The 15,475-nt window shown below is 70.7% G+C and carries 11 protein-coding genes; 7 read left to right on the top strand and 4 right to left on the bottom strand.

The features are described 5' to 3' along the window. Positions 1-52 precede the first annotated feature (52 nt). Positions 53-1,060: a LacI family DNA-binding transcriptional regulator gene (locus AB1285_RS16395; RefSeq protein WP_429977491.1), complete on the top strand. Its 1,008-nt coding sequence runs from the start codon at positions 53-55 to the stop codon at positions 1,058-1,060. 78 nt (positions 1,061-1,138) lie between these two features. Here AB1285_RS16395 and AB1285_RS16390 read toward each other — a convergent pair whose 3' ends face one another. Further along, positions 1,139-2,443 (bottom strand): glycoside hydrolase 5 family protein, encoded by a 1,305-nt coding sequence (locus AB1285_RS16390; protein WP_280564518.1) that lies wholly within the window; start codon positions 2,441-2,443, stop codon positions 1,139-1,141. Positions 2,444-2,621: 178 nt separating this feature from the next. Between AB1285_RS16390 and AB1285_RS16385 the strand changes: the two genes are divergently transcribed. The 4 genes from AB1285_RS16385 to AB1285_RS16370 are packed head-to-tail and all read left to right on the top strand — an operon-like array spanning position 2,622 to position 8,978. Then, positions 2,622-3,923, top strand: coding sequence for an ABC transporter substrate-binding protein (locus AB1285_RS16385; RefSeq protein ID WP_126893964.1), 1,302 nt, complete (start codon positions 2,622-2,624; stop codon positions 3,921-3,923). Between the two features lie 41 nt (positions 3,924-3,964). Continuing rightward, on the top strand, positions 3,965-4,852 hold the full coding sequence (locus AB1285_RS16380; RefSeq protein WP_060922295.1) for a carbohydrate ABC transporter permease: 888 nt from the start codon (positions 3,965-3,967) through the stop codon (positions 4,850-4,852). Further along, the gene (locus AB1285_RS16375; RefSeq protein ID WP_085605062.1) at positions 4,849-5,781 is read left to right on the top strand and encodes a carbohydrate ABC transporter permease; all 933 of its coding nucleotides are present in this window, start codon (positions 4,849-4,851) and stop codon (positions 5,779-5,781) included. Before AB1285_RS16380 ends, AB1285_RS16375 begins: the two co-directional genes overlap by 4 nt. Continuing rightward, positions 5,778-8,978, top strand: coding sequence for a GH92 family glycosyl hydrolase (locus AB1285_RS16370; RefSeq protein ID WP_370429136.1), 3,201 nt, complete (start codon positions 5,778-5,780; stop codon positions 8,976-8,978). The genes AB1285_RS16375 and AB1285_RS16370 overlap by 4 nt, the downstream gene beginning before the upstream one ends. A 1-nt stretch (position 8,979) precedes the next feature. On the opposite strand, the gene AB1285_RS16365 is transcribed toward AB1285_RS16370, so the two are convergent. Further along, the gene (locus AB1285_RS16365; protein WP_429977490.1) at positions 8,980-9,912 is read right to left on the bottom strand and encodes an endo-beta-N-acetylglucosaminidase H; all 933 of its coding nucleotides are present in this window, start codon (positions 9,910-9,912) and stop codon (positions 8,980-8,982) included. A gap of 136 nt (positions 9,913-10,048) precedes the next feature. Here AB1285_RS16365 and AB1285_RS16360 point away from each other — a divergent pair, with 136 nt between their 5' ends. Beyond that, positions 10,049-11,911 (top strand): heavy metal translocating P-type ATPase, encoded by a 1,863-nt coding sequence (locus tag AB1285_RS16360; RefSeq protein ID WP_259953804.1) that lies wholly within the window; start codon positions 10,049-10,051, stop codon positions 11,909-11,911. Positions 11,912-12,026: 115 nt separating this feature from the next. Next, positions 12,027-12,305: a hypothetical protein gene (locus AB1285_RS16355; protein ID WP_060922290.1), complete on the top strand. Its 279-nt coding sequence runs from the start codon at positions 12,027-12,029 to the stop codon at positions 12,303-12,305. A 12-nt stretch (positions 12,306-12,317) separates the two neighbouring features. On the opposite strand, the gene AB1285_RS16350 is transcribed toward AB1285_RS16355, so the two are convergent. Beyond that, on the bottom strand, positions 12,318-13,952 hold the full coding sequence (locus AB1285_RS16350) for a fucose isomerase (RefSeq protein WP_187662628.1): 1,635 nt from the start codon (positions 13,950-13,952) through the stop codon (positions 12,318-12,320). Next, complete coding sequence (locus tag AB1285_RS16345; RefSeq protein ID WP_370429134.1) at positions 13,949-15,466, bottom strand: FGGY-family carbohydrate kinase; 1,518 nt, start codon at positions 15,464-15,466, stop codon at positions 13,949-13,951. Before AB1285_RS16345 ends, AB1285_RS16350 begins: the two co-directional genes overlap by 4 nt. Positions 15,467-15,475 lie beyond the last annotated feature (9 nt).

The raw sequence follows: 15,475 nt of genomic DNA, 5'->3' as shown, positions 1-15,475 counted from the left end.
TGAGAGGCTAAACCGATCAAGTAGGGTGATGCCTATGGCCCCGGGGAAACGCGTGACGATCGCGGACATCGCGCGCATGGCCGGCGTCTCCCCCGGCGCCGTCTCGTTCGCCCTCAACGGTCGTCCCGGTGTGAGCGAGGAGACGCGGCAGCGCATCCTCTCCATCATCGAAGAGCACCACTGGCAGCCGAGCTCCGCTGCCCGCGCCCTCGTCGGCGCCCGGGCCAACGCGGTCGGGTTCGCCCTCGCCCGCCCGGCACGCTCCCTCGGCTCCGAGGCCTTCTTCACCGACCTCATCGCCGGCATCGAGTCCCGGCTCTCCGAGAGCAAGGTCGGGCTGCAGCTCCGCCTCGTCGCCGACATCGACGAGGAGATGGAGGTGCATCGGCAGTGGCGGTCGTCGAATCAGGTCGACGGGATCATCCTCATCGACCCGCGCGACGACGACCCCCGCGGCGAGCGCATCATGGCCCTGGACGCCCGCGCTGTGATGATCGGCTCGAAGCCGTCCCCGGACGGCGCGGTGCCCAGCGTCTGGATCGGCGACGACGCCGTCGCGGAGACGCTCTTCTCCTACCTCGCCGCCCTGGGCCACACCCGTATCGCCTACGTCGCGGGCCCGGCGGAGCTGGAGCACACCCGCCTGCGCGCCGAGGTGCTCGAGCGGATGGCGGCGGACGGCGTCTCCGGCGAGGTCATCACGACCGACTTCTCCCCCGCGCGCGCCTCCGCGGTCACCCGCGCGCAGCTCTCCGGCCGGCAGCGCCCGACCGCGATCGTCTACGACAACGATGTGATGGCCGTCGCCGGCCTCCGGGTGGCGCAGGAGATGGGCCGGGCGGTTCCGCGCGACGTCTCACTCGCGTCGTTCGACGACTCCGTCATCGCGGGCCTCATCAACCCGTCGATCACCGCCATGACCCGCGACACGTTCGAGCTCGGCGAGCAGGCGGCCACGCTCCTGCTGCAGCAGATCGAGGCCGGCACCACGCTGCCGAGCGTCCAGGGCCCGACCCCCGTGCTCACCGCCCGCGAGAGCACCGCGCCACCGCCCCGCTGAGACCCCGCCTCCCCGCCCACACCCCGGGCTATCGCCGCGCGTACCCCGGGGTCTCGACGACAACCCGGGGTCTCGGCGTCAGACGACGGTGTTGACGGAGGCGTAGCGGGTGACGTCGGACGCGGACGGGGCGGGGTGGATGAGACGGCGGATGCCGCGCGACTCCAGCGCCGCGGGGTCCTGCGCGGTGCGGGAGGTCACCAGGGCGGGGTCCTCGCCCGCGGCGCAGGCGTCGACCCAGGCCTGGAAGACCGCACCGCCGGGGCTCAGGGCCGCCCGGCTCACCGGCACCTCCTGCTCGTCGACGTCCACCACGATCGCCGTTGGGCGGGCCGGAGCCGCGGTGCGGGTGCGCAGCTCGGGGATGAGCTCCGCGAACCGGCGGCCGAGGGGCTTCGCCGCGCCCTCCTGATCGATGAGCCCCAGGGAGTACTCGAGCTCCGGGAAGTCGGCCAGCTCCCGACTCACGTCGTGCGAGCACCACCACGTCACGCCCCAGAGGTTCTCGGTGCGGAGGGCCGAACGCACGGTGGCCTCGAGGAAGCCGGGCATCTCGCTCTCGTCGAGGCAGTTCGAGGGGGCGCCGACCTCCTGTAGCCAGATCGGACGGTCGGGATCGGTCGCGAACGCGCGGGAGAGCTCGATGAGGTACTCCGCGTGGCGGTCGGCGGCGATCGAGCGACCTCCGTAGCGCTGCGCCGTGCCGTTGAAGATCCAGGAGTGGATGGTCGTCATCGCGCCGAGCCGGGAGGCATGCGCCGGCGTGAACCCGTGGTCGTCCATGTACCAGACCGCGTCGTACTCGCTGTGCACGTGCGGCAGGCCCGGGGCGCCCCGTTCCGCGGCAGCGAGCAGCGCCTCGATCCAGCCGCCGGCCTCGTCGGTCGTGACGGGCCACGGCGAGGGGTGGGTGTGCGCGGAGAACTGGTTCGTCTCGTTGCCGAGGGTGAGGCCGAGGAAGTTCGGCGCGTCCCGCAGGGCGCCCGCGAGCCGCTCCACGAGCTGCACCTGACCGTCGAGGGCCGTCGGATCGGTGAACATGTTCCGGTCGTGCCAGGTGTACAGCCACGAAGGGACGAAGTCGAAGCTCGACAGGTGCCCCTGGATGACGTCGACGCTCACGTCCATCCCGAACTCGGCGGCGATGTCGACCATGGTGCGCACGTCGTCGATCGCCTTCGAGCGGATGAGGGTGCGGTTGGGCTGCAGGACGGTCCAGAGCGGGAACACCCGCACATGGTCGAGGCCGAGCGCGGCGAGGGCCGCGAAGTCGCGACGCACGTCGTCCGGCGTGAAGTCGAGCCAGGAGTGCATCCAGTCCTTCGACGGCGTGTAGTTCGCCCCGAAACGGAGAGGAGCGTCGAGAGCGCCGCGCTGCGTCATGTGTGCACCTTTCGGACCGCGCCCTCCCATGAGGACATGTCGCACCACTATAACGCTTGAGCAACAGCGTCGATAGCGCCCACCTTGACACCGACCGGATCCGATGGTTTCATCTGCTAAAGCGCTGTAGTCCCTTCGTCGGACCACGCCGAATCGCCCGCCTCGAGGAAGAAGCACGATGAAAGTTCCCGCACGCATTGTCGCTCTGGCAACCTTCACGATCGGCGCCCTGGCGCTCGTGAGCTGCACCGGAGGCGGTGCCGCCTCGGACGGCGCCGGCCCCATCGACACCTCCGGCGAGCTCAGCGGAACCATCCAGTTCCAGACCTGGTCGCTGAAGAACGAGAAGTTCACCCCCTATTTCGAAGACCTCATCGCAGCCTTCGAGGAGGAGCATCCGGACGTGACCGTCGAGTGGCTCGACCAGCCCGGCGACGGCTACCAGGAGAAGATCCTGAGCCAGGCGAACGCCGACACCCTCCCCGACGTGCTGAACCTGCCGCCGGACATCGCCTACCCGCTCGTCGCCGCCGGGAAGCTCGTCGACCTGGACACTGCCGACCCCGACCTGAAGGCGACGTACAACGCCGGCGCCTGGGACGCCTACAGCCAGTACCCCGGCGTCGAGGGCACGTACGGCCTGCCGTGGTACCTCTCCAGCGACGCGTCCTGGTGGAACCTCGCCCAGCTCGCCCCGTACGGCGTCACCGAGGAGAACCTGCCGACGACGGTCGACGAGCTGCTCACGCTCGCGAAGGACGTCGCCACGGAGTCCGGCGGCAAGGTCCAGCTCCTCTCCTCGATCCCTGCGCTGGATACCTTCACCGCCGCCGGCATGGAGGTCATCAACGACGAGGGCGAGTTCGACTTCAACACCGACGAGGCGGCCGCGATCATCGAGCAGTACGCCGACGCCTACGCCGCGGGCGCGATGCCCGCCGAAGCACTCACCGGCGACTACGGCGGGAACGCGGAGGCCTACATCCAGGAGAAGGTCGCCTTCACCACCGGCGGCACCGGGTTCACGACCGATCTGCAGAAGGACGCCCCGGCGCTCCTGGAGAACACCGTCGCCACCCCGCGCCTCGGCGTCGCCCCGCTCTACGTCCAGGGCCTCAACGTCTCCGCCGACTCCGACAACAAGGAAGCGGCTCTCGCGTTCGCCGAGTTCGCCACGAACGAGGAGAACCAGGTCGCATTCTCCTCCCTCGCGGTCGGCACCGCCCCCGGCACGGCCGACGGCGGCGACCAGGTCGTCGAGAACATCGCCTCCTCGGTCACCGACGAGAAGCAGCTCGCGGCAATCGACACCGTATTCGGCGCGATGAAGGACGCCAAGGCCCTGCCGTTCCAGTGGACCTCGGACATGGCCACCTACATGACTCAGCAGATCGCCCTGGCCGTGAACGGCGAGGCCGACGCCAAGACGCAGCTCGACAAGATCGTCGAGTACGCCAACGCGAACCGCGTGGACCAGTGACCATGCGCGCGGACACCGGCACCCGGCAGCGGAGGTCGACGATGAGATCCCACAAGTGGTTCACCCCGTGGCTGCTCCTCGCCCCCGCCGTGATCTGGGTGCTGGTGTTCGCGCTCTGGCCGTTCCTCAACACCGTCGTCCTCAGCTTCACGGATGCTCGCCCCCTGCGGACCCCCGAGTTCGTCGGCGGCGCCAACTACGAGCGCATGTTCGGCGACGAGATGTTCTGGAACGCGCTCACCACCTGTCTCATCTATGTGGTCGTGTGCGTGCCGCTGCTCACGGTCCTCCCGCTGCTCCTCGCCCTCCTCGTGCAGAAGAAGCTCCCCGGCATCTCGTTCTTCCGCACCACGTTCTACTTCCCCGTGATCGCGTCGGTCGTCGTGGTCGCGCTCATCTGGACGTGGCTGTTCGACAGCCGGGGCATCATCAACCAGACCCTGGAGTTCCTCGGCCTCATCGACCAGCCGATGGCCTTCCTCGTCGACCGCTGGCTGCTGCTCGGCTGCGCGATCCTGCTGACCGTGTGGAAGGGCCTGGGCTACTACATGGTGGTGTACCTCGCCGCCCTGGGGAACGTGGGCAAGGAGCTGCACGAGGCCGCGATGCTCGACGGTGCGAGCTCGTTCCGCCGCTTCCTCTCCGTCACGATCCCGTCGGTGCGCGGGGCGATGCTCCTCATCGCCGTGCTCATCGCGGTGTCCGCCATGCGGGTGTTCGCCGAGCTCGACGTGCTCTCCAAGAGCACGGGCGGCCCCGGCGGCTACGACATGTCGCTCGTGATGCTCATCCGCCAGGTGGGGTCGGGCCTGAACGGCAACATCGGCTACGCGTCCGCGATCAGCGTGGCGCTGTTCCTCCTCACGCTCGTGCCGCTCGCGGCGATCGCGTTCATGAACCGCGAGAAGAAGGCGAAGGTCTCCGCATGACGACTCTGACGACGCCCCCGGTGGAGAGCACCCCGCCTGCGGAGGAGGCTCCGCGGCCCGGTCGCGAGCGCATCTTCCGCCGCCGCGGCTCCGGCGACTTCAGCAAGCCCACGCTCGGCGGACTCATCGGACGGTACGCGCTGCTGCTGTTCGTCCTCTTCCTCGTGATCGGCCCCTTCGTCTGGCAGCTCTCCACATCGTTCAAGGGCCCCCAGGAGAACATCTACTCCTTCCCGCCCGAGCTCATCCCCCGCGATCCGACGCTGCAGAACTACACGAGGGTCGCCGACATCGTCCCCGTCTACCTCTACGCCTGGCACTCGCTGCTCGTCTCGCTCGGCACCGTACTCAGCAACGTGATCCTGGCCACGTTCGCCGGCTACGCCCTGGGCTGCATGCGCTTCCGCGGGAAGTGGATCGTCATGGGCATCCTGCTGTCCACGCTGCTGTTCCCGGGCGAGGTCACCGTGACGAGCAACTTCCTCACCATCCGCGCTCTCGGGCTCGCCGACACCCTGTGGGGCGTGTTCCTGCCCGGAGCGATCAGCGCCATGAACGTGCTGCTCGTCGCCACCGCGTGCCGGATGATCCCGAAGGACGTGCTCGACGCGGCCACCGTCGACGGTGCGACCACGTGGCAGCGCATCCGGCACATCGTGTGGCCGAACATCCGCGGCATGGTCTCGGTCGTGGCGATCTTCGCCTTCATCGGCGCGTGGGACGACTACCTCTGGCCGCTCATCGTGCTCTCCGACCCGGCCAAGTACACCCTGACCGTCGGCATGGCCTACCTCAACAGCAGCTTCTCGGTCGATCCGCGACTCATCGCCGCCGGCACCATGATCGCGCTCGTGCCGATCGTCATCATGTTCTCGTTCACGCAGCGCTTCTTCTTCAAGGGCGTGCAGGAGGGTGCGCTGAAGGGGTGAGCGCGCCGCTGCTCCGCCCGGCCTCCGGTCCCGCGGATCCCCCGTCGTCGCGCCCGCACGCCGGGGTGCTCCCCGGCCCCGTCTACGCCTACACGTTCGACCCCTCCCGCGGGGCGCAGCGGATCGACGTCCCCGGCCTCGACGGCATCGCCCTCACCCCGGACACCGTGCTGCACTGGGCGTTCTACGCCGACGGCCCCGCCGCGACCCTCGCCCCCTGGGCCGCGCTCGCGGTCACCGTCGACGTGCGGACCGCCGACGGCAGCCGGCTGAGCGACATCGCCGCCGTCCGCGACCGGTACGACTTCCCGCTCACGGCCGAGGGGCAGTTCGCCGCCCGGTGGAGCATGCCGGAGCAGTGGAACGCCGACAGCGTGGCGCTCGCGCCCCTCGGCCCCGGTGCCGGCACGGTCGAGCTCGTCCTCGGCACCGCCGCTCTCGAGGCAGCGCCGGAGCTGCCCGCGGAGGTCACCGGTTTCGTGCAGGTCCTCGTCGAGGAGCGCCCGGCCCCCGGCGACCTCCCACCCGTCGAGCGGGTCGACACCCGGCGCGGCTCCCATTCCGGCCCCCGCTTCTCCCGCGGGAACACGGTCCCGGCGGTCGCCGCGCCGCACGGGTTCACCTTCGTCACGCCGGCGACCGACGCCGCGGACGCACGCTGGCCCTACCGCCCGTTCGTGCATGACGATCCGCAGGGACGGCGTCTCGAAGCCCTGCAGTTCTCGCACCAGCCCAGCCCGTGGATCGGCGATCGCGCGGTTCTTCAGCTCATGCCGTTCTTCGGCACAGCACGGTCGGCCAGGGAGGATCGACGCCGCTGGATCGTCGAGGGAAGCGAACGCGCCCGCCCGCACGAGTACACCGCCGACCTCGGCGACGGCGTGCATGTCGAGATGACCGCGACCTCGCACACCGCGGCCTTCCGCGTGCGGTGCGACGATCCGCGCGCCGCCGTGGGTTTCGTGATCGATCAGCTCACGAACGAGGGGCTGCTCACCTTCACCGACATCGGCTTCGAGGGGTGGATCCCCGAGGGTCCAGAGGACTGGGGGAACGCGCCACGCTGCTACTTCGCCGGGACCGTGCATAGCGCGTCGAACGCCGCGCACGGCGCCCTCGACGACGACGGGCGTGCCCGGGTCGCGGGCTTCGTCCGCGCCGTGGGCGCCGTCGAGGTGCGGGTCGGGGTCTCGTTCCTCTCCGTCGCGCAGGCCCGGCACAGCCTCGCCCTCGAGGCACCTCCCGCCGTCCCGTTCGACGAGCTCCGCGCCCGCGCGGCCGCCGGGTGGAACCGGCTGCTCGGGCGCGTGACGATCCCCCCGCTCCCCGAGGCCGAGCGCCCGTTCCGCGGCCTGGCCGACGAGGAGCAGCGCGCCCGGATCGCCGCCGCGCTCCACCGTATGCATCTGTATCCGAACACGGCGGCGGAGAACACGGGCACCGCGGAGGCACCGGCGTGGCGTTTCGCCGACGTGTTCGCCCCGCGGACCGCCTTCGGCGAGTCGGCCACGGGGGCGCCGGTCGCGGAAGGCGAGCTCGTCGTCAACAACGGCTATTGGGACACGTACCGCACCGAGTGGCCCGCGCTCGCGCTCCTCGACCCCGCGCTGGCCGGACGCCTGCTGGACGGACAGCTCATGCAGTATCGCCGCGGCGGCTGGATGGCGCGGTGGAGCGCCCCCGGGTATGTGGACAGCATGGTCGGGACCTCCAGCGACCAGATCTTCGCCGACGCCGCGCGTTGGGAGGTGCCCTTCGACCGGGAGGCGGCGTTCGAGAGCGGGTGGCGCGACGCGTGCGAGCCGGGCCCGGATCCGCGACGGGGTCGCAAGGGCATCGGCCGTGGTCGCTTCCTCGGCTTCATCCCGTCCGACGTGCCGGAGGGGATGAGCTGGAGCATCGAGAACGCCGTGAGCGATGCCGCCCTCGGCCGGTTCGCCGCCGAGCTCGCGGCGTCGACGGCGGCGGACGGCGCCGCGCGCTACCGGGCCTTTGCGCGGTACTTCGCGAACCGCTCCCGCGCGGCGCGCGCCCTGTTCGATCCTGCCTCCGGATTCTTCCGCGGTCGCACGGCGGACGGGTCCTTCGCACCGGATTTCGATCCTCGCGTCTGGGGCGGCGACAACGTCGAGACGAACGCGTGGGGGATGTCCGTGGGCACGGTGCACGACGGGCCGGGCCTCGCGGCGCTCCACGGCGGCCCTGCGGGACTCGGTCGGCACCTCGACGCCCTCTTCGCCGAGCCCGAGACCGCCGACGAGCGCTTCGGCGGTGCGTACGGCACCGTCATCCACGAGCAGCGCGAAGCCCGCGCCCAGCGGTCGGGCATGTGCGCGCTGTCGAATCAGCCGGCGCACCACATACCCTTCATGTACGCCTTCACGGACCGGCCGTGGCACAGCGCGGGCCTCGTGCACGGCCTCGCGCGCCGCCTCTTCGCCGGTGCCCACATCGGCCAGGGGTTCCCCGGCGACGAGGACAACGGAGAGATGAGCGCCTGGTGGCTCTGGGCCGCGCTCGGCCTCTATCCCCTGGAACTCGCGGCGGGGACTCTGCGGATCGGGTCCCCGCTGTCCGACGACATCCGGGTCGCACGCGGGGACGGCTCGTCGCTGCGTATCCGCTCGCGACGGAGCTCCCCCGCCGCGCACGTGTTGGAGGGCGCCCGGCTGGACGGACGCCCTCTCCCCACCGCCGATCTGCCGATCGACGCGCTTCGGGGGGACGCGGTGCTCGACCTGGTGTTCGGCACGGACCCGGCGCGGGCGCTCGAGAGCGGTGAGGACGCACTCGACGCCGAGCCGTGGCGGTGCGACCTCACCGCCGACGCGGGAGAGATCGTCGCCTCCGCGGATGTCCTCGATGCGCCACGGCTGTTCGACGACGGCGATCCGCAGGGCGACGCGGGCGTCCGGCTGCCGGAAGGCTCGTGGGTGGGCTGGCGATTCCCCTCACCCCGCGGCCTCACCGACATCACCGTCACGAGCCTCGGGCCCACGGCGGCCGATGCGCTGCGCTGGGAGATGGAGGGTGCCGATGGAGCCTGGCATCCCCTCGCCACCAGACACCGCGAAGACCTGGCTCCCGACCGGACGACGCCGTTCACTCTGGAGATGCCGGTCGTGACCTCGGCCGTCCGCGTGCGGGCGACGGTCGAGGTCACGCTCCGTCAGATCGAGCTCTTCGACCTGAGCTGACTCACCGCGACGCTGCGCGGTACAGAGTCGCCTCCCCCTTCAGCGCCTGGGTGATGCCGGAGAGGTAGGCCGACTGATCCGTCGCGGTGAGGTTGTACGCGACGTAGACGCCGTACCCGTCCGCCACCGTGCGCTGGGCGAAGTCGGCGGCCGTCGTGGCGCTGGTGTTCGCGAGGTCGATCGCCGCGGCGCCGAGCCGGCCGCGGTCGTCCAGGCCCGGCACGGTGGGAGCGTCGTAGGTCGGGTAGTACGGGTTCCAGGCGTGATCGAGCACGCTGCCGGCGTCGAAGAGGCCGAAGTCCGTGGTCGTGTAGGACGGGCCGATCGCGTACAGCGTGATGAGCTTGTCCGGTCCCAGGCGATCGCGCAGCGCGGAGGCGAGCCAGCCGAAGGACTGCGGGTTCGGCTGCGGCGTGCCGTTCGCCCCGTAGTTGCTCCACTCGTCGTCGAAATCGATGCCGTCCAGGCCGTAGGTGGTGACGGTGTCGGCGAGCTGCGCGGCGAAGGCGTCGGCTTCCGCGTACGAGGTGAAGTTCGCGAAGCCGGCACCCTGGTGGTTTCCGAGCACCGACAGGAGGACCTTGGTGCCCTGGGCCTGCAGCGGGCGGATCTGGTTCTGCGCGTCCTGCAGCGTCTCGGTGACCCGCTCGTTGAGGTGGAGGACCGCCCGCTCCCCGTCGTAGTTGATGTTCGCGGCGAAGATCATGGCCAGATCGACGGCGGGGCGGCCCGACTCGGCGAGCGTGTAGTCCGCGACATTCGCTAAATCGTTCGAGTTGACCTCGACGTAGACGGCGAGCTGCGGGTCGGCGGCATCCGCATCGGCGACGGCCGTCGTCGAGGCGGCGAGGGCGGCGGCTCCGGCGGCAGCGATCGCCACTGCTGCCGCGACACCTCTTCTCAGGCGGGACGATCGTGCGGGTGAGGAACTCATGACGGTGTCTTCTCCTTCGGCGTCGTTGTCGAGAGCGGGCCGCGACGTCGCGACTCGCGGCCGACTATATCGCTTAAGCACAGGTGTCGGAAGGGGGATGCTGGCGGTGCGCACCGATTCCGACGATGCTGGACGCATGCGCGCCCTCCGACTCCTCTGGCGGTACCCCGTCATCACCCTGACGGTCATCGTCTTCGCCGTGGTCGGAGGGCTTCACGCCGCCGGGGAGGAGACCATCGGCCGGTGGGTCGCCACGGTCTTCGTGGCTGCGGTGGTGGTCTGGACCCTCATCGGCATGGTGCGCGACGTGCTCCGCGGCCACGTCGGACTCGACATCCTCGCCGTCGTCGCCATGGTCGCGACGCTCGCGGTGGGCGAATACATCGCGGCGCTCATCATCGTCCTGATGCTCTCCGGCGGTGAGGCGCTGGAGGACTTCGCGGGCCGCCGGGCGAAGCGCGACCTCTCCGCACTGCTGGATCGCTCGCCCCGCAGCGCCCATGTGCTGACGCATCCCGAGGACGCGGACTCGGACGCGGCGAGGGAGGCGCCGGTCGACGATGTGGCCGTGGGCGACGTGCTTCTCGTGCGCCCGGCGGAGATCATCCCCGTGGACGGTGAACTGCTCACGGACAGCGCGTCGTTCGACGAATCGTCGCTCACGGGCGAAAGTCTGCCCGTGACGCGCGGTGCGGGCGACGAGGTGCTGTCGGGCGCGATCAACGGCAGCCGGGCCATCCGCCTCCGCGCCCTCCGCACCGGCGCCGACAGTCAGTATCAGCAGATCGTCGCCCTGGTCGCCGAGGCCGAGTCCTCCCACGCTCCCATCGTGCGTCTCGCCGACCGGTTCGCGATTCCGTTCACCGCCGTCGCGCTCGTGCTCGCGGGGACGGCGTGGGCACTCTCCGGCGACGCGACCCGGTTCGCCGAGGTGCTCGTGCTGGCGACGCCCTGCCCGCTGCTGATCGCCGCCCCGGTGGCCTTCCTCGGCGGGCTCTCCCGGGCGGCGAAGTCGGGCGTCATCATGAAGAGCGGCGCGGTCATCGAGCAGATCGCCCGGGTGCGCTCGGCCGCGTTCGACAAGACCGGGACGCTCACCCAGGGGAGGCCGGAGCTGGTCGACGTGCGACCGTCCCGCGGTTTCGATGCGGATGAGATCCTGCGACTCGCCGCCTCCGCCGAGCAGTACTCGTCGCACGTGCTCGCCGACGGCATCCGTCGCGCCGCCGCCGCACGGGGCCTGGCCCTGCACGCGGCGACGGAGGCGAGCGAGACCGCGACGAACGGGGTGTCCGCGACGATCGGCGGCCGTTCGGTCGTCGTCGGCAAGCCGGCCTACGTGGCCTCCCTCGCCCCCGACACCGTGCGGGTGGAGCTCGCACCGGGACAGGCCGCCGCGTACGTCGCCGTGGACGGTCGGTTCGCAGGGGCCCTCGTGCTCGCCGACGCCGCCCGCCCGGAGGCGCCCGCCGTGGTCTCCTGGATGCGGACGCACGAGGTCGACAGGCTCGCGATGTTGACCGGGGATGTGGCCACCACGGCGGAGTCGATCGGACGGCAGGTCGGGATCGACGAGATCCACGCCGAGCTGCTGCCTCCCGAGAAGGTGCGTCTGGCCGCCGAGATGCAGCCACGGCCCGTGCTGATGGTCGGCGACGGTGTCAACGACGCGCCGGTGCTGGCGGCGGCCGACATCGGCATCGCGATGGGCGCGAAGGGGGCGACGGCCGCCGGGGACGCCGCCGACGTCGTCATCCTCGTGGATTCGCTCGCCAAGGTCGTCGACGCCGTCGCGATCGGACGGCACACCCTCCGCGTGGCCCTCACCGCGATCTGGATCGGGATCGGTCTGAGCGTGGGACTGATGGTCGTGGCAATGACCGGCGTCATCCCCGCGGTCGTCGGCGCACTGGTGCAGGAGCTCGTCGACCTCGCGACGATCCTCTACGCCCTGCGCGCGCTGAGCGGCCCGCCGAGCGACCTCCGCCCCTCCCCCTGAGGGCTGCTCCTGCACCGACCCCGGTACCGCTTCTCCCGTCCACAGGTCCCGTGTTCGCGGCCCTGCCCCTGCGGAATACCGTGACAGCCTGAGACCCCGGACTCAGACTGGAGGCATGACCGTGGACGACCCGCAGGTATGGACACTGATCGGCGTCTTCGCCGCCGTGATGCTCGGCGGCATGACACTCATGACGTCGCAGCTCAGCCGCGTGATCCGTGCGGAGGTGGACCGCATCGACGGCACGCTCTCCGCACGGATCGATCGCATCGACGGCACCCTCTCCGCACGGATCGACGGCCTCGACGCCCGGCTCGGACGCATCGAGACGAAGGTCGACGATCTCGACAGGGAGCTCACGAACCTCGCGACGCGGTTCTGGCGCTCGCAGTGACGAGCCGCGGCCTCAGATCGACACGTCGCCGACGAGGTTGACCTTGATGCCCATGCCGTCGAACATCGCGGCCTTCGCGATCAGCGCCTTGTCCGCGGTCTCGGCGTCGGGGGCGTAGACGAGCTGCGCGTGGTTCGCCTTGTGCCGTGCCATGAACTGATCGCGCGAGATGCCGTGCAGCACCACGTGGGCGATCGGCCACTCCGGGTTCGTGGCGTCCTTCCGGCGCTGCGTCTCCTCCGCCGGCAGCTCGACGACCGACGCCCGGAAGATGTCCGCCTGCAGGACCCCCTCGGCGATGAAAACCCGCGAGAGCACGACCTCGCCGGGCTTCGAGACGCCGTTGATCGTGGCGCCGCCCGCAGGGAAGAACACGTGCCCCTGGCGCCAGCCCTCCGCGTTCTGCCAGCCGCCGAGGTGGGAGGCCGGCACCGAGCCGGAGATCTCGTACACCCACACGAACTGCCCGTCGTGGTCCTCGCCCCAGCGGACGTCGTGGAGAGTGTTGTCGGGAACGAGCCCCATCGCGCGCCAGACGCGGTCGGTCACGAGCGCATCGACGGCGACGCCCTCGTCGGCCTCGTTGAAGTGCGGGAACGCGCGCCCCTCGTGCAGCACGCGGGAGCCGTCGCGCGAGGTCACCGGCGGGCGCTCGGTGGAGTTGAGGATGCCCTCCGCCAGGTCCGAGGCCGGAACGAGGTCCTTCAACCCCTGCTGGTACTGGATGCCGACCGCGTCGAGCCCGAAGTCGTCCGCGATGCGGAGCGCGGCGATGTACATCTTCAGCTGCCACTGCACCTGCTCACGGGTGAGCTCGGTCGCGGCGTCCTCGCCGTAGCGGAACGTCATCCCCCGCTCGATCAGCCAGTCGTACGCGGCGTCGGCCTCCTCGTCGGTCACGTTCAGCATCTCCGCGTAGAGCGCCGACTGCGACAGGCGCTCCTTGTAGATGCCGGTCTGGTTGAGGAGCTCGTCGTCGAAGATGGCGTTGTACATTCCCATGCAGCCCTCGTCGAAGACGCCGATGATGGCCTTCTCAGCGCGCAGTTCCGCGGCCAGGGCCTCGCCGAGCTGCTTCTCCGGGCTGTCGGGCAGCGCGGGGAGCGGACGCACGTGGGAGGCATCGTGGGTGATGGCGCCGGTCTCGGTCCACTCCCGGATGCCCTCGCGGAACCAGTCGTCGGTGAAGTCGACCGACCAGATCGTCGCGTACGGCTTGTCCATCTTCGTCAGGCCCGCGTTGAGGCCGAGGAGGCCGACGAGGCCGGGCCAGTCGCCCGCGAAGTTCGCCACCGTGAGGATCGGACCCTCGTGCGTGCGGAGGCCCGCGAGCACGTGGTGCGAGTACTGCCAGACGGCCTCGGCGACGATGAGCGGTGCGTCGACGGGGATGTTCTTGAAGACCTCGAGACCCATGCGCTGGCTGGAGATGAACCCGTGACCGGTCTCCGGGTCGACCTCGTTGGCGCGGATGACCGTCCAGCCGAGGTCATTCAGCACGCCGGTGACCCCGGCTTCGAGCTCGACCTGGGTGGGCCAGCCGGCCGTGTTGGCCGACTCACGGAGATCGCCGGACGCGATCAGGTAGGCGGTCTTCGGCGCCGTGGCAGGACGGGGCGCCGGGGTGGGCAGGGTGTAAGCGGTCATGAGTTCTCCGGGGTCGAGGTGGTCGGGGAGCCGTCGCGCTGGGCGGCGGCGAGTTCATGGACGACGTCCTTCGAGCCGTCGTACAGCCGCACGTAACGGTCGAAGAGGGCGTCGGCGAAGGGGCGCAGCGCCTCGTCCGGACGGACGGTGTCGGCGATGGGGTTCCAGTCGGCGATGGCGGGCGCGGCATCCTCGGCGGCCGTGGCCGTCGCCGCGAGGAAGGCGGCCCCGTAGCTCGCGCCGATCGTCGTCTGCGGCACCTCCTGCACGAGCCCGGTGATGTCGGAGACGATCTGCAGCCAGAGCCGCCCTTGCGTGCCCCCGCCGACCGCCACGATGCGGCGGATGTCGGCGCCGGCGGCGCGCATCGTCTCGACGTTGTGCCGCACGCCCAGCGCTGTGGCTTCGAGCGCGGCGCGGTAGAGGTCTCCTCGGGTGTGCCGGAGGGTGAGCCCGGCGATGACCCCGCGGGCATCCGGATCCTGGATCGGGGTGCGCTCGCCGGCGAAGTACGGCAGCATCAGCAGGCCGTTCGCGCCGGGCCCCGACTCCTCCGCCTCGGCCAGCAGCGCCGGGTAGTCGGTACCGGAGAGGTCCTTCAGCCACGCGGTGAGCGCTCCGGATGTGGACAGCCCGCCGGCGAGGTTGCGCGTGCCCGCGAAGGCGCCGGCCGTCGTCCACATCGAGGGCGTGCGGAGGGTCTGCTCCCCGGTCGCGACGAGGAACATCGTCGTACCGTACATCAGCATGAGGTCGCCGACCTCATGGGCGCCGACACTCACCGCCTCGGTCCAGGCGTCGATCGTGCCGGTGATGACCGGCGTTCCCTCGGGCAGGCCGGTCAGGGCCGCCGCAGCGACGGTCACGGTGCCCGCGATCTCCCCCGCCCAGCGCAGCGGCGGCTGCTCGACCGTCCCGGCGAACCGCTGCCACCAGGGCTCGTGCCACTGCCCGCCCTCGATGTCGTACAACGGCGAGACCTGGCTGGCGGACTGGTGGTCGAGGACGTAGGCACCGGTGAGCTTGCGAGCCAACCAGGAGGCGGGCATGTAGAGCCGCCGCGCGCGCTGCCAGGTCTCCGGTTCCTCCTCGGCGACCCAGGCGATCTTGGGCCCGCCGGCCTGCGACGTGAGGGTCGAGCCGCCCACGCGGGTGATCTCCTCGACGCCGAGCTCCGCCGTCATGCGCTCGATCTGCGCGGTGGAACGGGTGTCCACGCCGTAGAGGATCGCGGGGCGCACGGGCTCGTCGTCCTCGTCGGCGAGCAGGATGCACGGGCCCATGCCGCTCACTCCGACCCCCACGACGTCCGCGTCGGGGACCGCGGAGAGAAGGTCCGTGGCCAGCTCGACGAACTCGTCCCACCAGATCCGGCCGTCCATCTCGACCCATCCGGACTGCGGACGGGAGACGTCGTGCGCGCGGGTCGCAGTCGCGAGGATCGTGCCGGCGGGGTCGACGAGGACGCCCTTGCTGCTGGACGTGCCGATGTCCACCCCGAGAGTGCAGCGCATGGTCTCTCC

This window comes from Microbacterium sp. NRRL B-14842 (assembly GCF_050470785.1).
Note: the sequence above shows the minus strand (reverse complement) of the source record. Positions and strands in the feature narration are given on the sequence as shown.

Excerpts from the sequence above, each read along its gene's own strand:
- AB1285_RS16355 (WP_060922290.1), top strand. The coding sequence starts at position 12,027 with ATGACCGTGGACGACCCGCAGGTATGGACACTGATCGGCGTCTTCGCC.
- AB1285_RS16345 (WP_370429134.1), bottom strand. The coding sequence starts at position 15,466 with ATGCGCTGCACTCTCGGGGTGGACATCGGCACGTCCAGCAGCAAGGGC.
- AB1285_RS16375 (WP_085605062.1), top strand. The coding sequence starts at position 4,849 with ATGACGACTCTGACGACGCCCCCGGTGGAGAGCACCCCGCCTGCGGAG.
- AB1285_RS16385 (WP_126893964.1), top strand. The coding sequence starts at position 2,622 with ATGAAAGTTCCCGCACGCATTGTCGCTCTGGCAACCTTCACGATCGGC.
- AB1285_RS16350 (WP_187662628.1), bottom strand. The coding sequence starts at position 13,952 with ATGACCGCTTACACCCTGCCCACCCCGGCGCCCCGTCCTGCCACGGCG.
- AB1285_RS16380 (WP_060922295.1), top strand. The coding sequence starts at position 3,965 with ATGAGATCCCACAAGTGGTTCACCCCGTGGCTGCTCCTCGCCCCCGCC.
- AB1285_RS16365 (WP_429977490.1), bottom strand. The coding sequence starts at position 9,912 with ATGAGTTCCTCACCCGCACGATCGTCCCGCCTGAGAAGAGGTGTCGCG.
- AB1285_RS16390 (WP_280564518.1), bottom strand. The coding sequence starts at position 2,443 with ATGACGCAGCGCGGCGCTCTCGACGCTCCTCTCCGTTTCGGGGCGAAC.
- AB1285_RS16360 (WP_259953804.1), top strand. The coding sequence starts at position 10,049 with ATGCGCGCCCTCCGACTCCTCTGGCGGTACCCCGTCATCACCCTGACG.